A 24615-nucleotide genomic window follows, 5' to 3' on the forward strand; every position below is an offset into this window, starting at 1 on the left:
GGCAGCCCGGGGCCGGACATTCCCTTCGCCAGTGCTAACTGGATCAGGTTCAACGGGTCTTGTCTCAGCCGCACCCGGGACCACTCGGTCCCGAGGCAGGCACCCCGTGTCACTCCCCCAATCAGAACACGGCAGAAGATGCCGAACAACTGAACTGTCACCCCTGATCCCCGCAACAGGGGTAGGCTGAACTGATGCAGTACAACTGAATATGGCTCTATACGACAGGGGAGCGCCTCTTCGGCGCTGAGAGTGGGCACACCGCCCTGACCCTAGAACCTGCACAGGTTAGAACCTGCGAAGGAAGTCCTTGATGAACTCTTCCGCCTCTGCGCGCACACCTTTCACCTGGTCGGTCAGCGATATTGTGGTCGCCTCCACACTCGCTGTGGCCGCCGGGGTGATCTTCTGGGGATGGAATCTCTCCTATCACGCGGTGAGCACCCTGTTCACCGCCTATCCGCCCACTGCCGGGATTGTCGCCGGCATGTGGCTTTTCCCGGCCGTTCTGGGTGCGATGATCATCCGCAAACCCGGGGCTGCAATCTACTGCGAGATGGTCGCCGCAGCAGTTTCGGCCCTGCTGGGCTCGCAGTGGGGGCTCGGTGTTCTGCTCTCCGGTTTTGTGCAGGGTCTGGGTGCTGAACTGATCCTGCTGCTGTTCCTCTACCGCCGGTTCACCGTGGATGTGGCGATTCTGGCCGGTGCCGCCGCGGGTCTTGCCGGTGGTATCAATGAGAACTTCATCGCCGCCTACTACCAGTACGACACTGTGGGCACTGTGGTGCATATCGGAACCTTCACCCTCTCCGGGGCGATCATCGCCGGTCTGCTGCCCTGGCTGGGCACTCGGGGACTGGCCGCCACAGGGGCTCTGGGACCACTGAAGTCCAGAAAGGCGCACCGAGAATCCGCCTTCAGCGGCCGGATTCCGGAATCCCGATCCACCAGCTGAGTTCGACTGCGATGAGCACGATGACGAGCACCGGGGTCGAGGTCTCCGCGGCGGGATTCAGCTACCAGCACGCCGACCGCCCCGCGCCTGCGATCTCGGGACTGGATCTGCATATCGCTCCCGGGGAGAAAGTGCTGCTGGCCGGGGCCTCCGGAGCTGGGAAGTCCACCCTGCTGCACGCGCTGGCCGGGGTTCTGCACGATGACGACGCCGACTCCACCGGCCAGCTGCTCATCGATGGGAATCCACCCGCCGAGGCCCGCGGCCGGGCAGGTCTGATGCAGCAGGACCCGGAATCCCAGGTGGTGCTCTCCCGGATCGGCGATGACGTGGCCTTCTCCTGCGAGAATATGGCCGTTGATCCCGAGGAAATCCCATCCCGGGTGCAGCAGGCCCTGGCCGCGGTGGGACTGGATCACCTGCCGTTGGACCATCCCTCCAGTCAACTCTCCGGCGGGCAGAAACAGCGCCTGGCTCTAGCCGGAATCCTGGCCATGCAGCCAGGATTGCTGCTGCTGGACGAGCCCACTGCGAATCTCGACCCCGAGGGCACCCTGCAGGTCCGTGACGCCGTCGTCGATGCCGTCACCACCACGGGGTCTTCCCTGGTGGTGGTCGAACACCGACTGTCCACCTGGGTCGATCATGTGGATACGCTGGTGGTCCTCGAGCCCGGCGGTGGGGTCCGGCACCGGGTTCCGGCTGCTGACTTCCACACCGATCAGCATCTACGTGCCGAACTGACCGCAGCCGGTCTCTGGGTGGACGCCGATACCGCGCCCGTGGCCGCTGACCTGCTGCCCGCTGATACAGGCGAAAATCAACTTCTCACGGCCCGGGGGCTGGCTGTCCACCGGCAGAGTCCTAAGAAGTCCTGGCGGCGGGGCCACAGCGTCCAGCCGGTGCTCTCCGGGGTGGATATGAGCCTGCGCAGCGGAACCGCGGTGGGAATCACCGGGCGCAATGGGGCTGGGAAATCCACCCTGCTGCTGACCTTGGGTGGGCTTCTGCAGGCTCATGCCGGTGAACTCACCGCAGGCAGCGAGCTCAAGGGTGAGCGTGGCGCCCAATTGCCTGATTCCCCTTATCTGTGGCGCTCCGCAGATCTCACCTCCCGGATCGGGACCGTATTCCAGGAGCCGGAGCACCAGTTTGTCCGCAGCACGGTGTCCGAGGAGCTGCGGCTCTCTGCAGTCCAGGCCCGGATCCCCGGGACCCGGGATCCGCTCTTCACCGAGGATGAGGTCACCGCCCGGGTGGAGCATCTGCTGCGCCGGCTGCGGTTGGAGCATCTCGCAGAGGCCAATCCTTTCACTCTCTCCGGCGGGGAGAAGCGCAGACTTTCGGTGGGCACCGCCCTGGCTGCCGGTCCTCAGGTCCTGATGCTGGATGAGCCGACCTTCGGGCAGGATGCTCATACCTTCGCTGAACTCATCGGTCTGCTGGGTGATCATCTGCGCTCCGGCGGCACTGTTCTGGCGGTCACCCATGACGAGAGTTTCCTGGCCGCGCTCAACGCCCAGCGTTTTGACCTCACCCCCACACCATCTGCCGCGTCGGTGTTGGAAAATCGTGTCCCTATAGGTACGCGGCCCACCAACAACGACGCGAAAAACAGGCGGGACAGCGGCACTCCCCTGCTCTCAGCGGTGCGGGACACCTCCTGGTTGGGCCGCCGGGGTCCCCTGGCGAAGCTGATCGCCCTGTTCTTCATCACCCTGGCACTGATCGCCACCATCGACCCCGTCTCAGCGGCGGTGGTCGCCGTCGTGTGTTTTCTGCTGCTGCCCATTGCTGATATCCGGCTTCTGGTCTTCCTACGCCGGATCTGGATCTTCGCCGTGGCCTCTCTGGTGGCGGTCTGGGGAGCGGCCATCGCCGCGGAGGAGTCCGGGCGGGTGCTGCTGGATCTCGGGGTCACCACGGTCTCCACCGGTTCCCTGGAGATGGGTGTCTCCCTGGGGGCCCGTGCCTTCGCGATTGTGCTGCCGAGTGTGCTGATCTTCTCCACCACTGATCCCACGGATCTCGCGGACTCCCTGGCCCAGCAGCTGAAGCTGCCCGCCCGGTTTGTTCTCGGTGCGCTGGCGGCGATGCGGCTGCTGGGGCTGATGGCCGAACATTGGACCACCCTGGGCCATGCCCGCCGGGCTCGTGGGCTGGGCAGCCGGTTCTTCTCGCAGGCTTTCGGGCTGCTGGTTCAGGCCATTCGGATCGCCACCCGGCTGGCGGTGACCATGGAATCCCGCGGCTTCGGGGCCGGTAAGCGCAGCTGGGCAAGGCCCGCGCGGTTCACCGGTGCAGATGGGCTGGTGGTTCTCGGCGGCCTGCTCATCGCCGCCGGCGCCACGGCCCTAGCTATGACACTAGGAACGTGGAACCTCGTGTGGCAGAGCTGACGCTCTGCCAGACCAGCAACCAGTTGGGTCTGCTTGCTTAGCCTGTGATGTCTTTGCGGGCGTTGGTTAGGACTGGCAGGACCTTGCGGGCCTTCTCCACAGTGTCGGCCTCGATATCGGCCACCAGCAGTTCGGGGGCCTCCCCCGCCTCGGCGAGAACCTGCCCGGTCGGTGAGACGATCATCGAATGCCCCACCCCGGTGGGTGCTCCCTCGGGGGCCTGGACACCGGCCGCATCAGGCAGACCCTGACCACAGGCGATGATGTACTGCGTGGAGTCCAAGGCACGGGCGGTGACCAGGGTGCGCCACTGTTCGACCTTGCCGGGTCCCGCTCCCCAGGAGGCCGGCAGGATGGTGGCCTGGGCGCCGTCGTTGGCATGGGCTTGGAAAAGCTGGGGGAACCGAATGTCGTAGCAGGTGGCCAGGCCAAGGCGCAGCCCCCGGTTGTCGAAGCGCACGGCCCTCTCGCCGGCCTGGACGGTTTTGGACTCCTGGAAGCCGAAGGCGTCGTAGAGGTGCAGCTTGTCGTAGCTGACGAACACTGATGGGCCGGTGGCCAGCAGGGTGTTCTTTACCCGGGGTTTGCCCTCCTCGTTGGGCTCGCCGGGGGTGAACATTCCGACCACGATGACGATCCCGAGGCGCTGAGCGATCAGGTGCACCTGATCAGCCCAGGGCCCGTCCACTGTTTCAGCGATGGGTTTCAGGGGGTGGCCGAAGGCCCGCTGGGTGGCTTCGGGGAAGACCACCAGGTCAGCCCCGGCATCTGCGGCCTTGGTGGCCCACTCCTCCACAAGTTGGAGGTTCTGCTGCGGGTCCTCGTCAGTGACGATCTGAGCTGCTGCGATACGCATAGTCCCATGCTACGCATTCACGCCCGAAAGATGTGCCCCTAAGCTTCGGAACCCGATAGGCTGGCAGAGAGTTCACAGACCCCGCAGAGGAAGCGAGTGAAGCACCATGGACAAGCTGATGGAAAAGGGACTGACTGTCGCCATCTCCCTGGGGGCCGGCTTTGTGGCCTCCAAGGCCTTTGATCTGACCTGGAAGCAGGTCACCGGCGAAGAGCCGCCGAAGAACGACGAGATCGACGCGGTGGACATCAAGCGCGCCCTGGTCTTCGGTGTGACCTCCGCGGCGGTCAGCGCCGCAGTGCAGGTGCTCTCTCAGCGCGGCGCCAAGGCCGGTATGAACCGGCTGAAGAACAACCGCTCCGAGGTGTGAGTTTCAGGGGTCAGTCTGATTTGCCGTCGCGGCCGATGAGGTAGGCCAGACTGATCCCGGAGATCACGGCGGCGCCAAATGCGAATGCGGAGGCAGCCGCAGGATCGCCGGTCAGCGCGATAATGCCAGCGATGACGGACAGGATCGTAATAACCCCGAAGGCGATCTTGAGAATCATGGAACCAGCCTACCTGGTCCCAATTCAATCGTCGGTGACTTCTCGCCGGACTCCGCGCTGGCGGGAGAGCCGGTCCACTGTGCTGGCCAGTTCATCATGGGTCAGCAGATCAGTGCGCATATGTTTCGTACGGTAACCGGCCCGGCCCACCACATGTGCTGAGACCGGGGCGGTGAGGATCATCAGTCCCCAGGCCAGCAGGGCGATAGCAACCCAGGCCCAGGAGCGCCACATAATCGAGGCGGCCAGCACCAGCATCAGCAGTCCCAGCACCTGAGGTTTGGTGGCTGCATGCATCCGAGAGTGCAGATCGGGGAAGCGCACCAGCCCCAGGCCTGCCGCCAGGGACATCAGCCCGCCGACCACCAGGAAGACTGCGGCGATGCCGTCCAGGACGGTATCCAGGGTCAGTTCACTCATTTCTGCTCACCTCCGCCGGGGTTCGAGGATGTCCCCGGGGCGGGATTGTCCTCACCGGTGGGGTTTTCGTCATCGTCCTTATTGCGCTTGGGCACGAATCCGGAACGGGCCAGGGCCGCGAACCAGGAAGTGGACTCATCCGCTGCACCCGGGCTCGAGGTGGCGGTGGGGGCTTCCGGCTCCTCGGGGGCCGATTCCCCGGTGATCGCCCGGGCCTGAGCCTCGGCCTGACGGACGGTGTCCTCTGAATCGGGGGTACGCACCGCCACATAGCGGGCGATGGCCACTGCACCTAGGAACCCGATCACCGCGGTGACCACCACAAAGAGTATGTAGTCCTGGTGCCGACCGTAGGCCATATCGGCCAACATGATCGAACCGACGATGATCAGGATGACATCGACACTGATCACCCGATCCAATACTGAGGGCCCCTTGTACACCCGGTAGACCGCGCCGAGTGCACCCAAGGCCAGCAGCACCTGGGTGATCCAGTAGGCGTAGTCGAGCATCATGATGTCTTCCCCCCACCCTTCGTCCGACCGGAGGTCAGTCCGGCGGCCGGGGCATTGGAATGAGCCGGAATCGGCGATTCCCGTTCGGTCTTGGAGAAACCGGCCATCCGGCCCAGGCGGCGTTCGGCCTTGATCACCGCGAGATCCGAGCGGTTGCCCAGGGCACGGATGAGCAGCGCCTCGGTACGCAGGGCATCCTGCCGAATCTTCTCCGCCCGGTAATCGTCGGTGACGTTGAGAGCGTGGAGGTAGAGGGTCGCCGTCGTGCGGTCCACATCCAGCAAGACCGAACCCGGCACCAGTCCCAGGTGATGGGTGACCAGGGTGATCATGAGGTCATCATGGCTGCGCAGCTGGATGGAGATGATCGAGTTCCGCACCCGCGGTCCCTTCACCAGGATGATCCAGGAGACCTGAAAGCTGGCGTAGACCATCTTGCCCAAGAAGCGCAGCACCAGCACCAGCAGCCAGATCGGGTTGATCCGGCCAGTTCCGCGCAGCGGCGGAAGGTAGAACACCCGGACGGCGATGGTCCCGTAGACCACGCCGATGATGAAAGTGCCCAGGTCGAAACTCTGCCAGACCGCCATCCAGAACACGCCCAGGAAGAGGATCAGCGGCAGTTCCAGTTTCAGCGGAGTCCGTGGTCTGCGCATCAGTCATCACCGCCTAGGTCTTCGGGGCCCTCAGACCCAGCGGGGTCGTCCACACTTGTGGAGCCCTGGTCATCGGTCTCCATACTGGGCTGCAGGGAGGTCTCCACCGGGGCAAACTCCGCTGCCCCGTCGTCGCCGGTGTCGAGATCGATGAGGTGGCCGGTGGTGAAGTCCACGAGGTCCTCGCGCACCCCGTCGACCCGTTCCTCACCGAGGACTGCATCAAGGTAGGGGGTGCGTTCGTACATATCCTGGGCTGCGACCCGGGAGAAGTTCATCAGCGGACCAGCGAAGATGGTGAAAGCCAGGCTCATCCCCACCAACAGGGCAGTGGGGGCCACCATAGTGCTGGGCAGCAGCCGCTTATTGGCAGCCCGGGCGTGGGCCAGGGTCTTCTGCTTCAGGATCCGTTCGGGGTTCTCCACATCCTCCGCTTTGCGCCAGAAGCCCTTGGCCCAGATTCTGGCGATGGCCAGCAGGGTCAGCAGCGAAGTCAACACACTCGCGAAGACCAGGGTCCAGGTGATCCAGGTGTTCTCCGCGATACCCCCCTGCATCATGCCCAGTTTGCCCACAAACCCGGAGAAGGGCGGGATTCCCGCAAGGTTCAGCGCCGGGATGAAGAACAGCACGGCCAACACTGGTGAGATCCGGGCCAATCCGCCCAGCCTGTCCACATTGGCGGTCCCGGCCCGGCGTTCGATCAGCCCGGTGACCAGGAAGAGCGTGGTCTGGATGGTGATGTGGTGAGCCACATAGTAGATCGTTGCGGCCATGCCGATGATGCTGCTCAGCGCCAACCCGAAGACCAGATACCCGATATGGCTGATCAGGGTGAAGGAGAGCATACGTTTGATATCAGCCTGCACCAGGGCGCCGAGGATGCCCACGATCATGGTCAGTGCGGCCACAATCATCAGCGCAGTGTTGATCCGCTCCCCCGGGAACAGCAGGGTTTCGGTGCGGATCATCGCGTAGATGCCAACCTTGGTCAGCAGTCCGGCGAAGACTGCGGTGACCGGTGCCGGGGCGGTGGGGTAGGAGTCCGGCAGCCAGAAGGCCAGGGGGAAGACCGCGGCCTTGATTCCGAAGGCCACCAGCAGCATCACATGCAGCATCAGCTGGGTGCCGTGGTCGAGTTCGGTCAGCTTCAGGGCCAGATCGGCGAGGTTCACCGTACCGGTGGCGGCGTACATCAGCCCGATGGTGATCAGGAACAGCATCGAGGACAGGATGGAGACCACCACATACGTCACTCCAGCCCGGATACGCGCCTCGCCGCCGCCGAGGGTGAGCAGAACGTACGACGCCGTCAGGAAGATCTCGAAGCCCACGTACAGGTTGAAGAGGTCACCGGCCAGGAAGGCGTTGGAGACACCGGCGACCAGGATGAGATAGGTGGGGTAGAAGATCGAGACTGGACCCGAGTCGTTGCGCTCCTCGGCGGCACCCTGTCCCACCGCGTAGAGCAGCACCGCCAGGGTGATGATCGAGGAGACCACCAGCATCAGTGCGGCAAACCGGTCAATGACCATGGCAATGCCAAAGGGTGCCGGCCAGCCGGCCAGGTGCACCGCATGGGCCCCGCCGTGCCAGACCTCGGTCAGCAGCACGATCTCCAGGGTCACCGTGGCGATCAGTGTGCCGATGGTGATGGCTTTCTGGGTCGCCTGGTTGCGGTAGAACGCGAAGGCGAAGGCCGCCCCGAAGAACGGCAGCAGCACTGCTAGGGGGACGAATTCCAGGAGGTTGACCTCCATCAGCGCTCCACCTCCCCGGGGCCTTCGGCCCGTTCACTGGGGTCCACTTGGCGGATGGAACCTGTGGCGGGGTCCATGGAGTCGATGAACTCACTGGTCTCGGTGCTGACCTCGTCGTCCTCCTCGGGATCATGGGCGCCGATGCTCTGGGCCACGCGGCGGTCCTCCTCGTCATCGGTGACCTCATCCTGGCGGGCCAGCACCCAGGAGCGGTAGATCAGGGCGAGCACCAGAGCCACCATGGCGAAGGCGATGACGATGGCGGTCAGCAGCAGGGCCTGCGGCAGGGGGTCGAGGTAGTCGCCGGCCTCGAGATCCTCGTTGTACAGCGGAGCTTCACCGGCCCGACCTGCGGTCTGCAGGATCAGCAGATTCACCCCATTGGAGATCAGGATGATGCCCAGCAGCACCCGGGTCAGGGAACGCTCGAGCATGAGGTAGATACCGATGGCCAGCATCGCGCCCATCACCACGAGCAGGGTCAGGTTGATTGTCACCGGGCCACCCCCAGGGAGGTCTGGGAGTGGACGCCGTGGCCGGTTCCGGAGGAGGCCCGGGATTCCTGTTCCGAGCGCACGTCGATCTCGGAACCGAGGCTGCGCAGCACATCGACGATGAGACCGACGACGACGAGGTAAACCCCGACGTCGAAGAGCACTGAGGAGACCAGGTGGTGCTCACCGAGCACCGGGAGGTCGAGGTCCACAATGAAGGACTGGAAGGCCTGGCCGCCGGCGAACAGCGGCAGCACACCGGTGAAGCAGGCCACCGCAAGGCCCCAGCCCATCAGCGCCCCGGCAGAGAACGGGATAGCGGCCTCGAGCTCATAACGGCCACCGGCCAGATAGCGCAGCACAAAGGCCAGACCGGCCAGCAGGCCGCCGGCGAAACCGCCGCCGGGTGTGTTGTGGCCGGCCAGCAGGAGGTAGACCGAGAGCAGGATGATCGCGTGGAACATCAGCCGGGTGACTACCTCGAAGACGATGCTGCGGTGCTCAGGGGCCAGGGTGCGCCCGGCCACCAGCCAGGCTTCTCGCGCGACGGTGGCGAAGGAGCGGGCCACCTGGACCTCTTTGGCCTGACGTGGGGAGAGCGCTTTATCGGAGAGCACCCGACCGACTGATCCGGTGGGCACCTCGTGCAGGGCCCGGCGTTGGACATCGCGGCGTTTGACGAAGATGAGGCTGGCCACGCCGGTGGCCGCTGCGGCCAGCACGGTGATCTCCCCGAAGGTGTCCCAGACCCGGATATCGACCAGGGTGACGTTGACGATATTTGCTCCGTGGCCGATCTCGTAGCTCATCCACGGGTATTCGACGCTGACCGGTTCGGCGGTGCGCCGGTCCATGGAGATGGCCACCGCGATCATCACCACCAGGCCGAAGGCGGCACCCAGCAGAGCTCGGCCGATCTTCTGCCGGGCCGCATTCTGGGTCCAGATTCCGGCCGGTAGGGTACGCAGGGCCAGCACGAAGACCACCAGGATGATGGATTCCACCAGCAGCAGGGTCAGGGCGAGATCGGGGGCGCCCTGGAGGGCGAACTGGCCGGCGATCCCCCAGCCGCAGAGGCTGACCATCAGCACGGCCATGAATCGCTTGGGCGCCCAGACCGCACCGAGGCCTCCGGCGATGATCACCGCGGCCAGCACCACCTGCATGGGCTCCTCGGCCAGGATGATGTGCTCGGGCACGGTGTGGCCGGTGAAGGCGATGACCCCAGCAGGGGTGGCTGTTGCCACCGCAACGATGATGAACAGGTACCAGCCCAGGGAACCGCGCTGGGTTTTGGAGGTCACCCAGCCGGCGAAGTCGTCCAGGGTACGGATGCTGTACCGGTAGGCGCGTTCGGCGTCGACCTCTTTTGGCACCAGGCCGGGGGCTCCCCTGCGGCCCAGCAGCCAGAAGGCGGCGGCGCCCAGGGCCCAGGTGAGCACTGAGAGTCCCAGTACCGGGGTGAAACCGTGCCAGAGGGCCAGATAGGTGGGTGCGATATCTGGATCTGCCGGTTGGAAGAGCTCCGCGAAAGGTTCCACGAGGTGTTCGATCGGCAGCGGCAGCACGGCGAAGAGCAGGGTTCCGGCGGCCAGGATGGCCGGTGCTGCCAGGAAGACGGCATCCGGTTTGCCGTGGAATTCGGTGACCGGAAGCGGCTGGCCCGCGTTCTCGTGTCCTGCCGGATGGCGTTTAGTGGCGAAGGCGCCCCAGAGGAACCGGGCGGAGTAGCCGACGGTCAGGGCCGAAGCCAGGATGACCCCGGCCATCACAGCCCAGCCCAGGCTGCCGTTGACCTCGGCGTAGCCATAGAAGGATTCGAAGACCACTTCCTTGGCCACGAAGCCGAATAGCGGGGGCAGTCCGGCCATAGAAGCGGTGGCGATAATCGCCACGATCAGCAGGGGTCGTTGGTTGCAGCCGATACCGGAGAGAGTGCGCAGGTCACGGGTTCCGGTTTTGTGGTCGATGATGCCCACGATCATGAACAGGGCAGCCTTGAACAGCCCGTGGGCCAGCAGCATGGCGATTCCGGCCAGGGCCGCATCCCGGGTGCCCAGCCCGTTGACCATGATCAGGAAGCCCAGCTGGGAGACGGTTCCGTAGGCCAGCACCAGTTTGATATCAGTCTGACGCAGCGCACGGTAGGCCCCGATCAGCATGGTGGCCAGGCCCAGCAGCACGGTGAGTCCGAACCAGTAGGTGGTGTCGTGAAAACCGGGGGCGAAACGGGCCACGAGATAGACACCGGCTTTGACCATGGCTGCCGCGTGCAGATAGGCCGAAACGGGGGTCGGGGCGGCCATTGCGGCCGGCAGCCAGAAGTGGAAGGGCACCAGTGCGGATTTGGAGATCGCGCCGATGAGGATCAGGACCACAGCGAGGTCCACTGCCGTGCCACTGAGCTCGGGGTGGGCCAGGATCTCGGAGAGCCGGTAGCTGCCGGCCAGTTGTCCGATCCACAGCAGGCCCACCAGCATGGCCAGTCCGCCGAAGGTGGTGACGATCAGTGCCTGGATTGCGGAACGGCGGGCGAAGATGCGGTGGGCAGAGTAGCCGATCAGCAGGAAGGACAGGATGGTGGTCAGCTCCCAGAAGATGAAGAGCATGACCAGGTCATCGGAGAGCACCAGGCCCAGCATGGCCGCGGCGAAGGCGAAGAGCTGGGCGGCGAAGGCGCCCGCAGTAGTCTCCCGGGGCGCGAAGTACCGGGCGCAGTAGAGCATCACCAGGGCTCCGACTCCGCTGATCAGCAGGGAGAGCACGAGGCTGAGGGCATCCATGCGGAAGGCCAGTTCCACGCCCAGCTGCGGGATCCATTCGAAGACTTCCCCCGGGGGGCCATCTGCGGTTCCCAGCGGCGCGGACTGCTCAGCCTCCACCACATACGGGATATGGGCCAGGCCCCAGATAAAAGCACCGGTCAGCACCCCGGCCAGCACATAAAAGGTGCTGCGTCCCCACCAGGAATACATCAACGGGGCTGCCAGACTCACTGCAAAGAGCACAGCGAGCACGATGAGCACGGAGCAACCCTTTCATTCCCTGTTGACGATCCTCTATATGTTAACAGGATTGGGGTACGATCCGCGCATCGAGTCACACTTGACAGGGGATATCAATGACGAAGATCACCGGGACATCTGCGGAGCCTACTGAACCGGTCAGGGGCAGTGCTGCGCCGTCGTCGTCCTCTGAGCCGCTGAACAAATGGCTGATCACCAAGTGGAGTTTGTGGTCCTGGGGAAACGCCACTGTCTCGGCGGTGATGACCACCTTCGTCTTCGGCACGTATCTGACCTCGGGCGTCTTCGACCTCCCGGGCACCCCGGAGGCTGAGTCCGGGGACCGCGGGGCCCAGTATCTGGCTGTGGCCACCGCTATTGCCGGTGCTGTAGTGGCCCTGACGGCCCCGGTGATCGGGCAGCGAACGGATAAAGCCGGCCGGCGCCGGCTGTGGCTGACCATCAATACGGTGATGATCCTGGTGATGGTGGCGGCCTGCTTCTTTGTCCGCCCTGAGGAAGGCTATCTGCTCTTGGGGGTCACCTTGATGGCGTTGATGGGGATCTTCGATGAGTTCGCCAACCTCAACTACAACGCGATGATCACTGATATCAGTGACCATCAGCGGATGGGCCGGGTCTCCGGCATCGGCTGGGGTGCGGGGTATCTCGGCGGGATCGTGCTGCTGCTGATCTGCTATGTGACGCTGATCGAGGGCGATCTGCTTGGCCTCGGCGGGGATGATGCGGTCAATATCCGCACTGTGGCCCTGGTGGCCGCCGGTTGGCATCTGCTCTTCGCTCTGCCGTTGCTGCTGACCAAGGTGAACACCGCTGATCAGCATGCGACGGAGGAGAAGGTCACCGTTCGGGAGTCCTATCTCAGGTTGTTCCGGGTGATTGCAGGGCTGTGGCACAAGGACCGGAATACACTGTGGTTCCTGATCTCCTCGGCGGCCTACCGCGATGGGCTCTCGGCGATCTTCACCTGGGGCGCCGTGCTGGGTGTGCATGTATATCGGATCGAGGACAGCACCATCCCGTTCACGGAGATCGCCGGCAGTGTGCTGCTGTTCGGAATCGCCGGCAACGTGGTTGCTGCCCTGGGGGCGATCGCTGGCGGCTGGTTCGATGACAAGATCGGCCCCCGCGCGGTGATCGCCACCAGTCTGTGGAGCCTATTGGTCATTGCGGTGATCATGTGGATCTTCGTCGACGAGCGTCAGATCGGCGGGATCTCGGTGAGCCCGGTGGAGGCGTTCTGGCTATTCGGGCTGCTGCTATGCCTGTTTGTGGGTCCCGCCCAGGCCTCCTCACGCGCGTTCCTGGGCCGGTTGGCCCCGCCGGACCGGGCAGGTGAGCTCTTCGGCCTCTACGCCACCGCCGGACGCGGTATGAGCTTCCTGACCCCGGGACTGATCGCCCTGCTGATCGCGCTCTTCGGCGGCCAGGTGATGGCCATCCCCGGCATCATTATCATCTTGGGCGCCGGCCTGGCCCTGCTGCTGATCCTCGTCCGCGACCCCACCGGCCCGGCGAAGATGCATGAACATTCCCTGAATGACGGCTGATCACCGGGGCTCATCATGAGGACAGCACCACCACAGAGGCAGGAGCTGGTGGTAGTTTTGTACGGTGCTGCTCTCCGATACTGATATTCGTGCCGAGCTCGACGCCGGCCGCATTCAGCTGGACCCCCTGGATACCTCCATGATCCAGCCCTCCAGTGTGGATGTCCGCCTGGAACGGATGTTCCGGCTCTTCGACAACCACAAGTACGCCCATATCGACCCCAGCGTGGAGCAGCCAGACCTCACCCGTCTGGTGGAGGTTGACCCCGATGAGCCTTTCGTCCTTCATCCCGGGGAGTTCGTGCTCGGTGCCACCTATGAGACGGTCACCCTCCCCGACGACGTCGCCGCCCGCCTGGAGGGCAAGTCCTCCCTGGGACGCCTGGGCCTGTTGACCCACTCCACGGCGGGGTTCATCGATCCCGGGTTCTCCGGTCAGGTCACCCTGGAGCTGTCGAATATGGCAACCCTGCCGATTAAGCTCTGGCCCGGTTCAAAGATCGGGCAGCTGTGCTTCTTCCGGCTCTCCTCCCCCGCAGCCCACGGCTACGGCTCCACCACTCACCAGTCCCGGTACCAGGGACAGCGCGGGCCCACAGCTTCCCGCAGTCACGAGAACTTCCACCGCACACGGATTTCCTGAACCTGTAGATGACACAGCCTTCACCACCACCTCCGAATAACCACCCCAACTACCCGGGGTGGAGTCAGTCCACCTCCGAGCAGCGCCCAGCGATCCTGAACCCCCGTCAGGAGGAACACCGCACCCAGCGGCCGGCACCTGCTGAAGAGGAACCCCAGGAGAATAAGTCCTCCGCTGTGCCTCTCATCGGCTGGGCCACTGGCCTGCTGCTGAGCATTGCGGCTGCCGGTATTGCCATCTGGCAGGTCAATGAGCAGGTCTACTCCCCCGAGGCCACCGCTGAGCAGTACTGGGAGGCCGTGGAGTCAGGTGATGGCGCCGAGGCCCTGGGACTGGTCAGCGCAGTCCCGGATTTCCTCTCCGAACCAGAGCTGGACAACCTCCTGCTCTCGGGTGAACCCCTGGCCCGCTCCGCCGAACTGCTGGAATCAGCCGAACTGGCCACCGATGAGGACTCCAGCACCGTGGAGTTCACCGCCGCCGGAGAGACCCACAACACCCAGCTTCCCCTGGAGAACACCGGAACCACCTGGGGTTTCTTTGATGAGTGGGCAGTCTCCCCTGCCGCTGTCAGTTGGTTCGAAGTCGCCGTCCCAGGCGCCCCTGAGGGCGGCATCGGCCAGATTCAGGTCAACGGCGAACCGGTGAACCTCGAGGGCGAGACAGCCCGGCTTGCCGCCTTCGTGCCCACCGCCGCCGAGATCAGCATCGACAGCCAGTGGCTGACCGGCAGTGCCGAGCATGTGGTGACTGCCGGGGATGAGCCCAGTGAGACAGCCGAACAGGTCGTCATGGAGCTGGAGGCCTCAGAGGCGGCGAATGAACTTCTGCACGCCGAGATCGCCGACTACTTCGCCGAATGCGACCAGCAGGTCCTGATGCCCTCGGGCTGCCCGGTCGGTATCAGCACCACCCACCGGGTGGACTCCGATTCCATCGAGTGGAACTTCCCGGCCCCCGAGGACTTCACCCTGAGCTTCGACGCCGACGGCTGGGAGGTCAATTTCGAGCAGCCCGTGGCCGAGGTGAGCTTCGAGGCTGTGCACTTCCACACCGGCGAGCAGCTCACCGAGACTGAGCAGGTCCCCTTTGAGATGGACGTTCAGGTCGGCGCCAGTGGCGAAGACCTCATCGTCTCTGTCACCGGTGAAGAAACTGGCGGCTAACTTCCTGTTGCGCCAGTAGACTTGGGCGTTGTGGCTAGGGCGAAGACAGAGGACCGCGACCCCGCGGAGTTGAGGTCGGCGCCTGACCCCAGGACTCTGGAGACCAAAGGGCTCAACGCCGCCCAGGTGGCCGAGCGGATGCATCTGCAGCTGGCCAATGTCCAGCCGCACACCACATCCCGGTCGATCACAGAGATCCTGTGGACCCACCTGATGACCCTGTTTAACCTGATCATCGGGGTCTGCGCGCTGATCATCATTATCCTGGGCCGCTGGCTGGACCTGCTCTTCGCCATCGCCGCGGTGGGCAATGTGATCATCGGTCTGATCCAGGAGTACAGCGCCAAACGGAAACTCGATGCCATCGCCTTACTGCACCAGGACTACATCCGGGTCTTACGGGACGGGGCAATCACCCGTATCCACCGTGAACAAGTAGTGCTCGACGACGTCGTCGAACTCCGCCGCGGTGACCAGGTCCCAGCCGATGGCGTGGTACTCAGCTCCCATGACATGGATATCGATGAGTCTATGCTCACCGGGGAGTCAGTGCCGGTGGGCAAGGCCCGGGGGCAGACCATCCTCTCCGGGACTGCTGTGCTGGCCGGTTCGGGCCGGTTCGTGGTCACTGCCGTGGGTGAGAAGGCCCATGCGGTGAAATTGGCCGCGGAGGCGAAGAAGTACCTGAAGATCAATTCGGAGATCCGCCGGGCCCTGGAGCGGATCGCCTTCTGGCTCTCGATTGCGCTGATCCCGATCACTGCAGTGGTCTTCAACGGGCAGATGCGCGCCCATGGCGGCTGGTCGGAGGCCTGGGATTCCGGGGAGTGGCGTGAAGCCCTGGTGACCGCGGTGGCCTCGGTGACCGCGATGATCCCGGCTGGCCTGGCCCTGATGACCACAATCGCCTTTGCCCTGGCAGCGGTGAAGCTGGCCCAGAACCAGGTGCTGATCCAGGAGCAGCCTGCCGTGGAGATCTTGGCCCGGGTGGATGTGGTCTGCCTGGATAAGACCGGCACCCTGACCGACGGCACCATCGTCTTCCATGGCTCGACCTCCTTGGACGAGGCCGGACTGCCCACCGGGTGGATGATGGATTCTGATCCGACCCTGCGCGGGGGCGCTGAGGCCTGGCAGCAGGTTCTGGCCTATTTCGGTCACGATGAAGCCGCCAATCCCACCGCTGCGGCCCTGACCGTACCCTTCAGCGCCCTGCCTCAACACCGGCCGGCCTATCAGGTTCAGTTCTCCTCGATGCGCCGTTGGTCAGCGGTGACCTTCGATGCCTCAGCCGGTTCCCTGGCCGGGCATTGGATTCTCGGCGCCCCGGAGATCCTGACCAGCGCCCCGGTCTCCTCGGAGATCGATGTTCCTCAGCTGCTGCGCCATACCGACGGTATTGCCGCCCAGGGTCTGCGGACTCTCCTGCTGGCCTGGGCCCCGCTGGACGGTCCGCTGGATGAGGCCTCAACTCTGCCGCTGCGCCGCGGTGAGCAGCTGCCCCGGGATATGCGCCCGGTGGGTCTGGTGACCTTCAAGGAGAATGTGCGTCGGGATGCCGCGGCCACCTTGGACTACTTCCGCGAGCAGGAGGTCGACCTCCGGGTGATCTCCGGGGATAACCCCAAAACCGTGGCTGCGGTGGCCCGGGAGGTGGGCATGGAATTCACCGGCGACGGCGTGGACGCCTCCACTCTGCCCAGCGACCCCGATGCCCTGCGCACTGCAGTGGCCAGCAATCAGGTCTTCGGCCGGGTAGCCCCCGAGCAGAAGGCGGCCCTGGTCCAGGCCCTGCAGGCCAATGGCCATGTGGTGGCGATGACTGGTGACGGTATCAATGACGCCCTTGCGGTCAAACGCGCGGATCTCGGCATCGCCATGGGCTCCGGCGCCCCGGCCACCAAGGCGGTCTCACGCATGGTGCTGCTGGACGGCAAGTTCTCCCGACTGCCGGGAGTCCTCGATGAGGGCCGTAAGGTCATCGCCAATACCGAACGTCTGGCGCATCTGTTCCTGGCCAAGACCGCCTATGCGATCCTGCTGGGGCTGTTCTTCGCCCTGGCCTTCTGGTCCTTCCCGTTCCTGCCGCGCCAGTTCTCCACTGCAGACTTCCTGATGCTGGGCTTCCCCGCCTTCCTGTTGGCGATTATGCCGAATGTGCAGCGGTACCGCCGCGGATTCCTGCGACGATCCGCATTATTCTCGCTGCCGATGGCGGTGGCTACGGTCATACCCCTGGTTGTGGTCTCGGCCTTCGGGCGCCGCTTCGATGAGGGGGCCTCGGAGATCCAGACCGCCAGTTTCATCTGTCTGACCTTGGTGGGCCTCTGGGTGCTCAATGCCGCTCTGCGGCCGTTGAACGCGGGCCGGATTGCCCTGATCGCCGGTATGTACCTTCTGCTGGCTGTTGTCCTGCTGACCCCGATCTCTCAGCAGTACCACCTCTTCGCCATGCCCAGCGCCGAACTGCTGGCAGCGACCTTCGTGGCCTCCCTGATGGGCTGCGGTCTGGTGGAGCTGGGCCACCGCGGCTATGTGGCTCTGGTGGAGAAGCCCCGTTCCGAGGAGGACGCCGCCTCCGGTCCGGGGGCCTCCAAATCCCCGGCCTCACCGGCAGCGCCCACTCCCCCGCCGGTGTCGCGCTGATCGGCGCTTTTCGGTCATAGTTCACAGTCGCTTCACCTGCTGTTAGCTAGATGAGCCCTTGGCGGCTTTGGATCCTCAGCTGCGGGGAAGCTGCGTGCTGATCTGGCGGAGATGATCCGGGCGGCCGGTGTCACCACAATCATCGTCACGCATGATCAGGATGAGGCTTTGGCTGTTGCTGATCATTTGGTGGTGATGCGCTCCGGTGAGGTGGTGACCGCGGGCCCACCTGCCGAGGTGTGGTCTCATCCTCAGAAGGCTTGGACTGCGGAGTTCTTGGGCGGGGCGACTGTCCTGCCGATTCTCATCCGCCCGGATCAGGAACTGGCCACGGTGGTTCCAGGCCTAGAAGTTCCGGTCCGCGGTTCGGAGTCCGCTGACTCCGTCGCCCTTCAGCCGGTTTCCCACCTTGGAGACTATGCGCTCCCCGGTGGAGTCCCGACTTCCCCTGACTGTGGTGAATCCCGGGGAGTCAGTGACTGTAGACGGTCTGCTGATTGAGACCATTCCAGCGCTTCATCCGGTCCCGACCCTGACGATCAGGGTCCCGGAACTCGGTTTCGTCTATACCGCTGACACGGGTTTCACTGATGAGTTGGTCCAACTGTCCCAGGGGGCGAAACTGCTCCTGGCCGAAGCGACCTACCGTGCTGCTGATGGTGTCGATGTCAGCGGCCACGGCCATCTCGATGGCCATAGTGTCGCTGACCTCGCCGCCCAGGCTGAAGTGGAGCACCTGGTGATCACGCATCTGGCGGATCCCGATCATATGGAGGACATCCACGCCGAGGCTGCCACACGCTTCGAGGGCAGGATCACCATGGCCAAACCCACCATGACCTTCGATCTCGGCTGAGCTGCCCAGCCGAAGGCAGACCCCTACCGGACGCCCCAGGAGTAGGTCTGCTTCTTCAGGTTCAGGTACATGAAAGTCTCGGTGGCGATCACACCGTGGATGGTGCGGATCCGCTGCGAGATGATGTCGAGCAGATGGTCGTCGTCTTCACAGACCACCTCGACCAACAGGTCATAGGCACCGGCGGCGATCACCACGTAGATGATCTCCTCATAGGTGGCCAGCTCATCGGCCACCGGCTCCATCGGCCCCTCAACTTTGATGCCCACCATCGCCTGGCGGGGGAAGCCGAGTTCCAAGGGGTCAGTGACAGCGACAATCTGCATGACCCCGGAGTCCTGTAGGCGCTGCACCCGTTGGCGCACCGCGGCCTCAGAGAGGCCCACCGCCTTGGCTATCGCGCCATAGGATCTGCGCCCGTCCTGCTGGAGCTGTTCAATAATCGCCTTGGAGACATCATCCAACGTAGCCGCCGTCGCCTTTTTCTTCGCCATGTTTAAGAGTCTCCCACAGCCCCGGTTGGGCCCCCTATGAGTCGAATCCGAGGCCGAGCTTATCCATGGTCTTCAGCCATAGGTTCCGCTTACCGGTCGCATCCTCGCGGGCTCGCGCCCAGGTGGTCAGTTTGATGCCCACCCATGCAATCGGTTCCGGCGGGAAGGGCAGAGGCTTCTTCCGCACCATCTCCAGCCCGGTGCGCTCAGTGTCCTCACCGGCCAGTAGGTCCAGCATCGTATCGGCAGCGAACCGGGTGGCCGCCACCCCCAGCCCGGTGAACCCAGTGGCGTAGACGACCCGGTCCCCATAGGCCCGCCCGAACATGGCGCAGAACTGTGTGGAGGTGTCGATAACCCCTGACCAGCGGTGCGTGAACCGGATCCCTTCCAGCTGAGGGAAGGTCTCGGCGAAATGCTCGGCCAGCTTCTGGAACGTCTCCGCCCGGTCATAATGCCCGGGCTTCACCGCCCGGCCGAAGTGGTAGATCACGTCATAGCCGCCCCAGAGGATCCGCCGGTCCGGGGTCACCCGGTAATAGTGGAACTGGTTGCCTGCATCGGCCACCCCAATACTCGGATCCCAGCCCATCTCCGCCAGCTGTTCCTCGGTCAGCGGTTCGGTGGCCAGCACATAGTCGAAGACCGGCACCGTGTCATACCGGGCCCGCAGATGCCGCAGGGACTTCCCCAGCGGATTCGGGAAGGCATTGGTGGCGATCGCCAGTTTCTGCGCGGTCACCTTCCGATGCCCTTCAGGGGTGGAGATAACAGCGACGACGCCGTCCCCCTCCTCCGCTACGGACTCCAGCCGGCTGTGCTCAGCAATCTGTACCCCCAGGGACTCACAGGCATCGGCCAGCCCCCAGGCCAGCCGGGCGGGGTCCAGCACCGCACAGCCGATGGGGTCATAGCCGCCGGCGAGATAGGTGGGTGAGTCCACCATGGATCGCACTGCCTCAGCGTCGAGGAAGCCCTCCGAACCGGGTTTGAAGTACTCGATCTCATGCTCACGGGTGGCCACATTGAGGACTCCACCGCGTGCGAAGCCGCACTCGATCCCATACTTCTGCACCGTCTGTTCGATACCGTCGAGGTTCTCCAGTCCAAGCCGGTGCAGGGTCTCGTACTCATCGGGCCAACGCTGCTTACCGTTCTCCTCACCATGGGTGAGGCTGGCCTCGCAGAATCCACCATTGCGTCCGGTGGCATGTTCGGCGAGCCGGTCGGCCTCCACCAGCAGGATCCGCCTGCCAGGTTTCCGTTCGGCAGCCCGCAGGGCGGTCCACAGCCCGGCGAAACCCCCACCGACCACCAGGAGGTCGGTGCTGGTATCCGCCTGCAGACTCTCCCGGGGCTGCGGCCGCTGATCAGTATCCAGCCACAGCGGGTCGAATCGGGAGGCCTTCCAGGAGGCGACTGTCGCGGAGGAGGCCGGCGGCGTCGTCGTGGGGTTCATCAGCTCTCCACGCCACCGATATAGCTCATCACATGCTTGATCCGGGTGTAGTCCTCCAGGCCGTACATCGAGAGATCCTTGCCGTAGCCGGAGTGTTTGAACCCGCCATGGGGCATCTCGGAGAGGTACGGGATATGAGTGTTGATCCACACGCAGCCGAAGTCCAGCTCCGCCGAGGCGCGCATCGCCTTGCCGTGGTCGGTGGTCCAGACACTGGAGGCCAGCCCGTAGTTGACGTCATTGGCCTTCTCCAGGGCCTCGGCCTCACTGGAGAAGGTCTGCACGGTGATCACCGGACCAAAGATCTCCTCCTGGATGAGCTCATCATCCTGCCGGCAGCCGTCAAGGATGGTCGGGGCGTAGAAGTATCCGGCCTCGCCGACCTGGTGACCACCGGTGACCAGGGTGACGTGCTCGGGCCGGGAGTCGACCTTGGAGCTGACCTTGGCCAGCTGGTCGGCGTTGTTGAGCGGGCAGACATCGGCATCCGAATCGGGTCCGCCGGTTGTGGTGTTCTCGGCCTGCTCCTTGAGTGCTGCGAGGAACTCCTGGTGGATGGACTCATGCACCAGCACGCGGGTCGCGGCAGTGCAGTCCTGACCGGCGTTGAAGAATCCGGCGGCGGCGATCCCCTCGGCGGCGGAGGGGATATCGGCATCGGCATGCACGATCACCGGGGCTTTGCCGCCCAGTTCGAGGTGGACCTTCTTGAGGTCGTGGCTGGCGGCCTCGGCCACCTGCATTCCGGCGCGGACCGAACCGGTGATCGCGACCATGGCGGGGGTGTCGTGGGAGACCAGGGTCCGTCCGGTGTCCCGGTCGCCGCAGACCACGTTGAAGACGCCAGCGGGCAGGATCTCGGCGCAGAGTTCGGCGAAGAGGGTGGAGGTCGCCGGGGTGGTGTCTGAGGGTTTGAGCACGATGGTGTTGCCGGCGGCCAGGGCCGGTGCCACCTTCCAGATCAGCATCGGCAGCGGGTAGTTCCAGGGGGTGACCTGCCCGACGACGCCGACGGGCTCGCGGCGCACGAAGCTGGTGTGCTCCTCCTTATATTCGGCCGCGGCCTTGCCCTCGAGGATGCGACCGGCCCCGGCGAAGAAGCGGAAGTGGTCGATATTGACCGGCATCTCCTCTTCGGCGGTGAGGTGCTTGGGCTTACCGGTGTCCTGACATTCGGCGTCGACGAATTCGTCGAATCGAGCCTCCAGCGCATCGGCGATCTTCAGCAGGGCCTCGCCGCGTTCCTTAGGGGTGGTGCGCTTCCAGCTGGTGAAGGCCCGCTCGGCGGCGGCATAGGCGGCGTCGATATCTTCCTTACCCGACAGGGGCGCGGTGGCGTAGACCTCCCCGGTGTGCGGGGCGATGACCTCGTAGGTTGCCCCGGATGCTGCCGGCACTTTCTTACCGTCGATGATGTTGAAGAACTCTGTGTGACTCATAATCGTGATCCTACACACCACACACTATTTACACCATGGTTTTTCATGTTAATAACTGATTTCGTAGCTTTATCCTGCATTTAACACTGGATTCCCTTGAACGCTGTGTTCGGGTGGGGCACTATGGAGCAATGAGAGAGAACACTGCTGAAGAATCCGCCCGATTACAGTCCGCGGCCAAGGATCATCTCTGGCTGCACTTCACCCAACATGGGACATATAACGACGACGTCGATATCCCCATGATCGTCCGTGGCGAGGGGATCAACCTCTTCGACGACCGGGGGAAGAAGTACATCGACGGGCTCGGCGGCCTCTTCACCTCCCAGGTGGGACATGGTCGTACTGAGCTGGGCCAGGCCGCCGCCGAGCAGGCCGCCAAACTGGAGTTCATGCCGCTGTGGTCCTATGCCCATCCGGCCGCGGTCCAGCTGGCCGAACGGATCGCCGGCTACGCCCCCGGTGACCTCAACCGGGTGTTCTTCACCAATAGCGGCAGTGAATCCGTGGAGACGGCCTGGAAGCTGGCCAAGAAGTACTTCAAGCTCACCGGCAAGCCGGGTAAGCATAAGGTGATCAGCCGCTCCACCGCTTATCACGGAACAACCCATGGGGCGTTGTCCATCACCGGGATCGCCGGGCTGAAGCAGGACTTCGAACCCCTGGTCCCCTCTACCATTCAGGTCTCCAACACCAATGCCTACCGGGCCAAGGAGCTCACCGCCGGTGCCATCGATGTCACCGATGAGCAGAGCCTGGAGCGTTTCGGGCTGTGGGCCGCAGATCAGATCGCCCTGGCCATTGAGAACGCCGGTCCGGACACGGTGGCCGCGGTCTACCTCGAGCCGGTTCAGAACGCCGGGGGCTGCTTCCCGCCGCCGCCGGGGTATTTCCAGCGGGTGCGCGAGATCTGCGATCAATACGATGTGCTGCTGGTCTCCGATGAGGTCATCTGCGCCTTCGGCCGGCTCGGGGAGATGTTCGGGGCCACTCACTTCGACTATCAGCCCGATATCATCACCACCGCCAAGGGGATCACCTCCGGCTACTCCCCGCTGGGCGCGGTCATCGCCACCGACCGGATCATGGAGCCGTTCCTGACCCCCGGCGCGATGTTCGGCCACGGCTACACCTTTGGCGGCCATCCGGTCTCTGCGGCAGTGGCGCTGAAGAACCTCGATATCTTCGAGGAGGAGAACCTTCTGGAGCATGTGCGCAGCAATGCCCAGACCTTCCGCTCCACCCTGGAGAAGCTGCTGGATCTGCCGATTGTCGGCGATGTCCGCGGCGAGGGTTACTTCTACGGCATCGAACTGGTCAAGGACCGGGCAACCAAGGAGTCCTTCACCGCCGAGGAGTCGAAGACCCTGCTGCACGGGTTCATCTCCAATAAGCTCTTCGAAGAGGGGCTCTACTGCCGGGCTGATGATCGCGGGGATCCAGTCATCCAGCTCAGCCCGCCGCTGATCGCCGGGCCTGCGGACTTCGCAGAGATCGAGCAGATCCTGCGCAATGTGCTCAGCCAGGCTTCGGCGAAGCTCTAACCAGCAGTGACGACCTCAGCGGGGTTCTGGTCCACGGTAGTCTCACCGTGTTCCGGGACCCCGCTTCTGCGTGAGATCCACAGCAGGATCAGCCCGGCCAGCACACTCGGGATCGCCACGGTCAGCCCGAAGGTCAACGGGGTGACATAGGCGACCAGCCAGCTGCCGGCCATCGGTCCCAGAGCGATGCCGATCATATAGACACTGGTGACGAAGACGACGACGCGGCCGGAGACTGCCATCCGGGCGGCCAGGCCGAAGACTAGGGTCAGCACTGCTCCGTACATCGCGCCCCAGGTGACCAGTGCTGAGGCGTAGAGCCAGTAGATATCGGTGGTGACCAGTAGGAATTTGCAGATGGTGCTGATTACCACGATGCCGACCAGGGACCAGGATCGGCCGATGACCCGCAGCACAATCGGTGCGAGCACGGCCCCGGCCAGTCCGCCAATGATGCTGACCGACAGCCAGCTGGAGAGTTCCCCGGCGCTCATTCCGACGTTCTCCACGGCCACGATCTCGGTCATGGTGTAGACCATTTCCTCGGTCAGCGACCACAGACCGAAGATGAAGGCCAGCAGGATCGCCATCGCCCCCAGTGGTTCCCGGGAGTCCTTCGCCGGCAGTTCCACCGGCAGATTCGGCAGGCCCCCGGCCATCAGGATGCCGGCGATGCCGAGCCCGGCCAGCACAAAAAGGATCGCCCTGAGATCGTTGCCCAGAAGCGGCACTACGGCCAGCAGGGCCGCGGCCCCGGCCCGGTTGACGATCATGACCGTGCCGGTGGTGTTATCCGGGTTCCGGGTCGCTGAGGAGGCTGCGGTGCTGGCGGCGATGACGATGCCGCAGCCGATTCCGCCGAGGATGATGCCGGCCTGAACCGGGATCGTCTGCAGGCTCAGTCCGGCTCCGCCGAAGCCCACGGCCATGATGCCCAGACCCAGTCTGGCCAGTTTCGGCCGGTCCCCTTTGGCCACGAACCGGTTGGTGGCGAACATTGCCCCGGCTGTTCCCAGGGACATCACTGTGGCCAGGGTTCCGGCCGCGGTGAGGCTCATGCCCAGGTCCTCCACCAGCGCCCCGATGAGCACCGGCACGAGATTGGCTGCCAGCAGGGCGATAACCCAGGTGCCGACGAAGGCGATGACAATGCGCGGGTTCAGTGCCGGGAAGGTGGAGTTCATGGGTC

22 protein-coding genes and 2 riboswitches are annotated in these 24615 nt (G+C 64.3%); of the genes, 9 read left to right on the forward strand and 13 right to left on the reverse strand.

The genetic code is table 11. The annotated features are described in order from the left end of the window. Positions 1–2: 2 nt before the first annotated feature. Positions 3–117, reverse strand: a riboswitch (TPP riboswitch). Between the two features lie 99 nt (positions 118–216). Beyond that, positions 217–323, forward strand: a riboswitch (TPP riboswitch). Both HGQ17_RS04975 and HGQ17_RS15680 read left to right on the forward strand, forming a co-directional pair. After that, positions 314–955 carry an ECF transporter S component gene (locus tag HGQ17_RS04975; RefSeq protein WP_168886871.1) on the forward strand — a complete coding sequence of 214 codons (642 nt, stop codon included), beginning with the start codon at positions 314–316 and terminating at the stop codon, positions 953–955. Its footprint overlaps the riboswitch before it by 10 nt. Positions 956–975: 20 nt before the next feature. Further along, positions 976–3354 carry an ATP-binding cassette domain-containing protein gene (locus HGQ17_RS15680; protein WP_168886987.1) on the forward strand — a complete coding sequence of 793 codons (2379 nt, stop codon included), beginning with the start codon at positions 976–978 and terminating at the stop codon, positions 3352–3354. A 37-nt stretch (positions 3355–3391) separates the two neighbouring features. On the opposite strand, the gene HGQ17_RS04985 is transcribed toward HGQ17_RS15680, so the two are convergent. Further along, on the reverse strand, positions 3392–4210 hold the full coding sequence (locus tag HGQ17_RS04985) for a carbon-nitrogen hydrolase family protein (RefSeq protein WP_168886872.1): 819 nt from the start codon (positions 4208–4210) through the stop codon (positions 3392–3394). Between the two features lie 106 nt (positions 4211–4316). Here HGQ17_RS04985 and HGQ17_RS04990 point away from each other — a divergent pair, with 106 nt between their 5' ends. After that, entirely contained in the window at positions 4317–4580 is a 264-nt protein-coding gene (locus tag HGQ17_RS04990; protein WP_168886873.1) for a DUF4235 domain-containing protein, read from the forward strand. A 10-nt stretch (positions 4581–4590) separates the two neighbouring features. Here the strand turns inward: HGQ17_RS04990 and HGQ17_RS04995 are convergent, their stop codons facing one another. The 8 genes from HGQ17_RS04995 to HGQ17_RS15205 all read right to left on the reverse strand — a co-directional run bounded on the left by HGQ17_RS04995 (position 4591) and on the right by HGQ17_RS15205 (position 11894). Next, complete coding sequence (locus tag HGQ17_RS04995; RefSeq protein ID WP_168886874.1) at positions 4591–4758, reverse strand: hypothetical protein; 168 nt, start codon at positions 4756–4758, stop codon at positions 4591–4593. A 24-nt stretch (positions 4759–4782) separates the two neighbouring features. Beyond that, a complete protein-coding gene (gene mnhG / locus HGQ17_RS05000) occupies positions 4783–5178 on the reverse strand; it encodes a monovalent cation/H(+) antiporter subunit G (RefSeq protein ID WP_168886875.1) in 396 nt (131 codons plus the stop codon). After that, positions 5175–5693, reverse strand: coding sequence for a monovalent cation/H+ antiporter complex subunit F (locus tag HGQ17_RS05005; protein ID WP_229503324.1), 519 nt, complete (start codon positions 5691–5693; stop codon positions 5175–5177). Before HGQ17_RS05005 ends, mnhG begins: the two co-directional genes overlap by 4 nt. After that, entirely contained in the window at positions 5690–6349 is a 660-nt protein-coding gene (locus HGQ17_RS05010) for a Na+/H+ antiporter subunit E (protein WP_168886876.1), read from the reverse strand. Before HGQ17_RS05010 ends, HGQ17_RS05005 begins: the two co-directional genes overlap by 4 nt. Continuing rightward, on the reverse strand, positions 6349–8109 hold the full coding sequence (locus HGQ17_RS05015; RefSeq protein ID WP_168886877.1) for a Na+/H+ antiporter subunit D: 1761 nt from the start codon (positions 8107–8109) through the stop codon (positions 6349–6351). Before HGQ17_RS05015 ends, HGQ17_RS05010 begins: the two co-directional genes overlap by 1 nt. Continuing rightward, positions 8109–8606: a Na(+)/H(+) antiporter subunit C gene (locus HGQ17_RS05020; protein WP_168886878.1), complete on the reverse strand. Its 498-nt coding sequence runs from the start codon at positions 8604–8606 to the stop codon at positions 8109–8111. The genes HGQ17_RS05015 and HGQ17_RS05020 overlap by 1 nt, the downstream gene beginning before the upstream one ends. Further along, positions 8603–11629 (reverse strand): Na+/H+ antiporter subunit A, encoded by a 3027-nt coding sequence (locus tag HGQ17_RS05025; protein ID WP_168886879.1) that lies wholly within the window; start codon positions 11627–11629, stop codon positions 8603–8605. Before HGQ17_RS05025 ends, HGQ17_RS05020 begins: the two co-directional genes overlap by 4 nt. Positions 11630–11702: 73 nt before the next feature. Beyond that, positions 11703–11894 (reverse strand): hypothetical protein, encoded by a 192-nt coding sequence (locus HGQ17_RS15205; protein WP_229503325.1) that lies wholly within the window; start codon positions 11892–11894, stop codon positions 11703–11705. Here HGQ17_RS15205 and HGQ17_RS05030 point away from each other — a divergent pair. From HGQ17_RS05030 to HGQ17_RS05050, 5 genes are all read left to right on the forward strand, one after another. Next, entirely contained in the window at positions 11821–13179 is a 1359-nt protein-coding gene (locus tag HGQ17_RS05030; RefSeq protein WP_324615198.1) for an MFS transporter, read from the forward strand. The genes HGQ17_RS15205 and HGQ17_RS05030 overlap by 74 nt on opposite strands. A gap of 64 nt (positions 13180–13243) precedes the next feature. Then, positions 13244–13822: a dCTP deaminase gene (gene dcd, locus HGQ17_RS05035; protein ID WP_168886881.1), complete on the forward strand. Its 579-nt coding sequence runs from the start codon at positions 13244–13246 to the stop codon at positions 13820–13822. A gap of 8 nt (positions 13823–13830) precedes the next feature. Next, the gene (locus HGQ17_RS05040; protein ID WP_168886882.1) at positions 13831–14988 is read left to right on the forward strand and encodes a hypothetical protein; all 1158 of its coding nucleotides are present in this window, start codon (positions 13831–13833) and stop codon (positions 14986–14988) included. Positions 14989–15018: 30 nt separating this feature from the next. Continuing rightward, on the forward strand, positions 15019–17634 hold the full coding sequence (locus tag HGQ17_RS05045) for an HAD-IC family P-type ATPase (RefSeq protein WP_168886883.1): 2616 nt from the start codon (positions 15019–15021) through the stop codon (positions 17632–17634). Between the two features lie 418 nt (positions 17635–18052). Beyond that, positions 18053–18490, forward strand: a complete 438-nt coding sequence (locus HGQ17_RS05050; protein ID WP_168886884.1) for an MBL fold metallo-hydrolase — start codon at positions 18053–18055, stop codon at positions 18488–18490. A gap of 23 nt (positions 18491–18513) precedes the next feature. Here the strand turns inward: HGQ17_RS05050 and HGQ17_RS05055 are convergent, their stop codons facing one another. Genes HGQ17_RS05055 through HGQ17_RS05065 form a run of 3 tightly spaced genes read right to left on the reverse strand, consistent with a single transcriptional unit; the run spans position 18514 to position 21882 of the window. After that, positions 18514–18984: an Lrp/AsnC family transcriptional regulator gene (locus HGQ17_RS05055; RefSeq protein ID WP_168886885.1), complete on the reverse strand. Its 471-nt coding sequence runs from the start codon at positions 18982–18984 to the stop codon at positions 18514–18516. 34 nt (positions 18985–19018) lie between these two features. After that, positions 19019–20443: an NAD(P)/FAD-dependent oxidoreductase gene (locus HGQ17_RS05060; RefSeq protein WP_168886886.1), complete on the reverse strand. Its 1425-nt coding sequence runs from the start codon at positions 20441–20443 to the stop codon at positions 19019–19021. Further along, positions 20443–21882, reverse strand: a complete 1440-nt coding sequence (locus HGQ17_RS05065; protein WP_168886887.1) for an aminobutyraldehyde dehydrogenase — start codon at positions 21880–21882, stop codon at positions 20443–20445. Before HGQ17_RS05065 ends, HGQ17_RS05060 begins: the two co-directional genes overlap by 1 nt. A gap of 131 nt (positions 21883–22013) precedes the next feature. On the opposite strand from HGQ17_RS05065, the gene HGQ17_RS05070 reads away from it, so the two are divergent. Beyond that, positions 22014–23426: an aspartate aminotransferase family protein gene (locus HGQ17_RS05070; protein ID WP_168886888.1), complete on the forward strand. Its 1413-nt coding sequence runs from the start codon at positions 22014–22016 to the stop codon at positions 23424–23426. Here the strand turns inward: HGQ17_RS05070 and HGQ17_RS05075 are convergent. Beyond that, entirely contained in the window at positions 23423–24610 is a 1188-nt protein-coding gene (locus HGQ17_RS05075; protein WP_168886889.1) for an MFS transporter, read from the reverse strand. The genes HGQ17_RS05070 and HGQ17_RS05075 overlap by 4 nt on opposite strands. Between the last annotated feature and the right edge of the window lie 5 nt (positions 24611–24615).

Source organism: Nesterenkonia sedimenti (assembly GCF_012641515.1).
Taxonomy (GTDB): Bacteria; Actinomycetota; Actinomycetes; order Actinomycetales; family Micrococcaceae; genus Nesterenkonia; species Nesterenkonia sedimenti.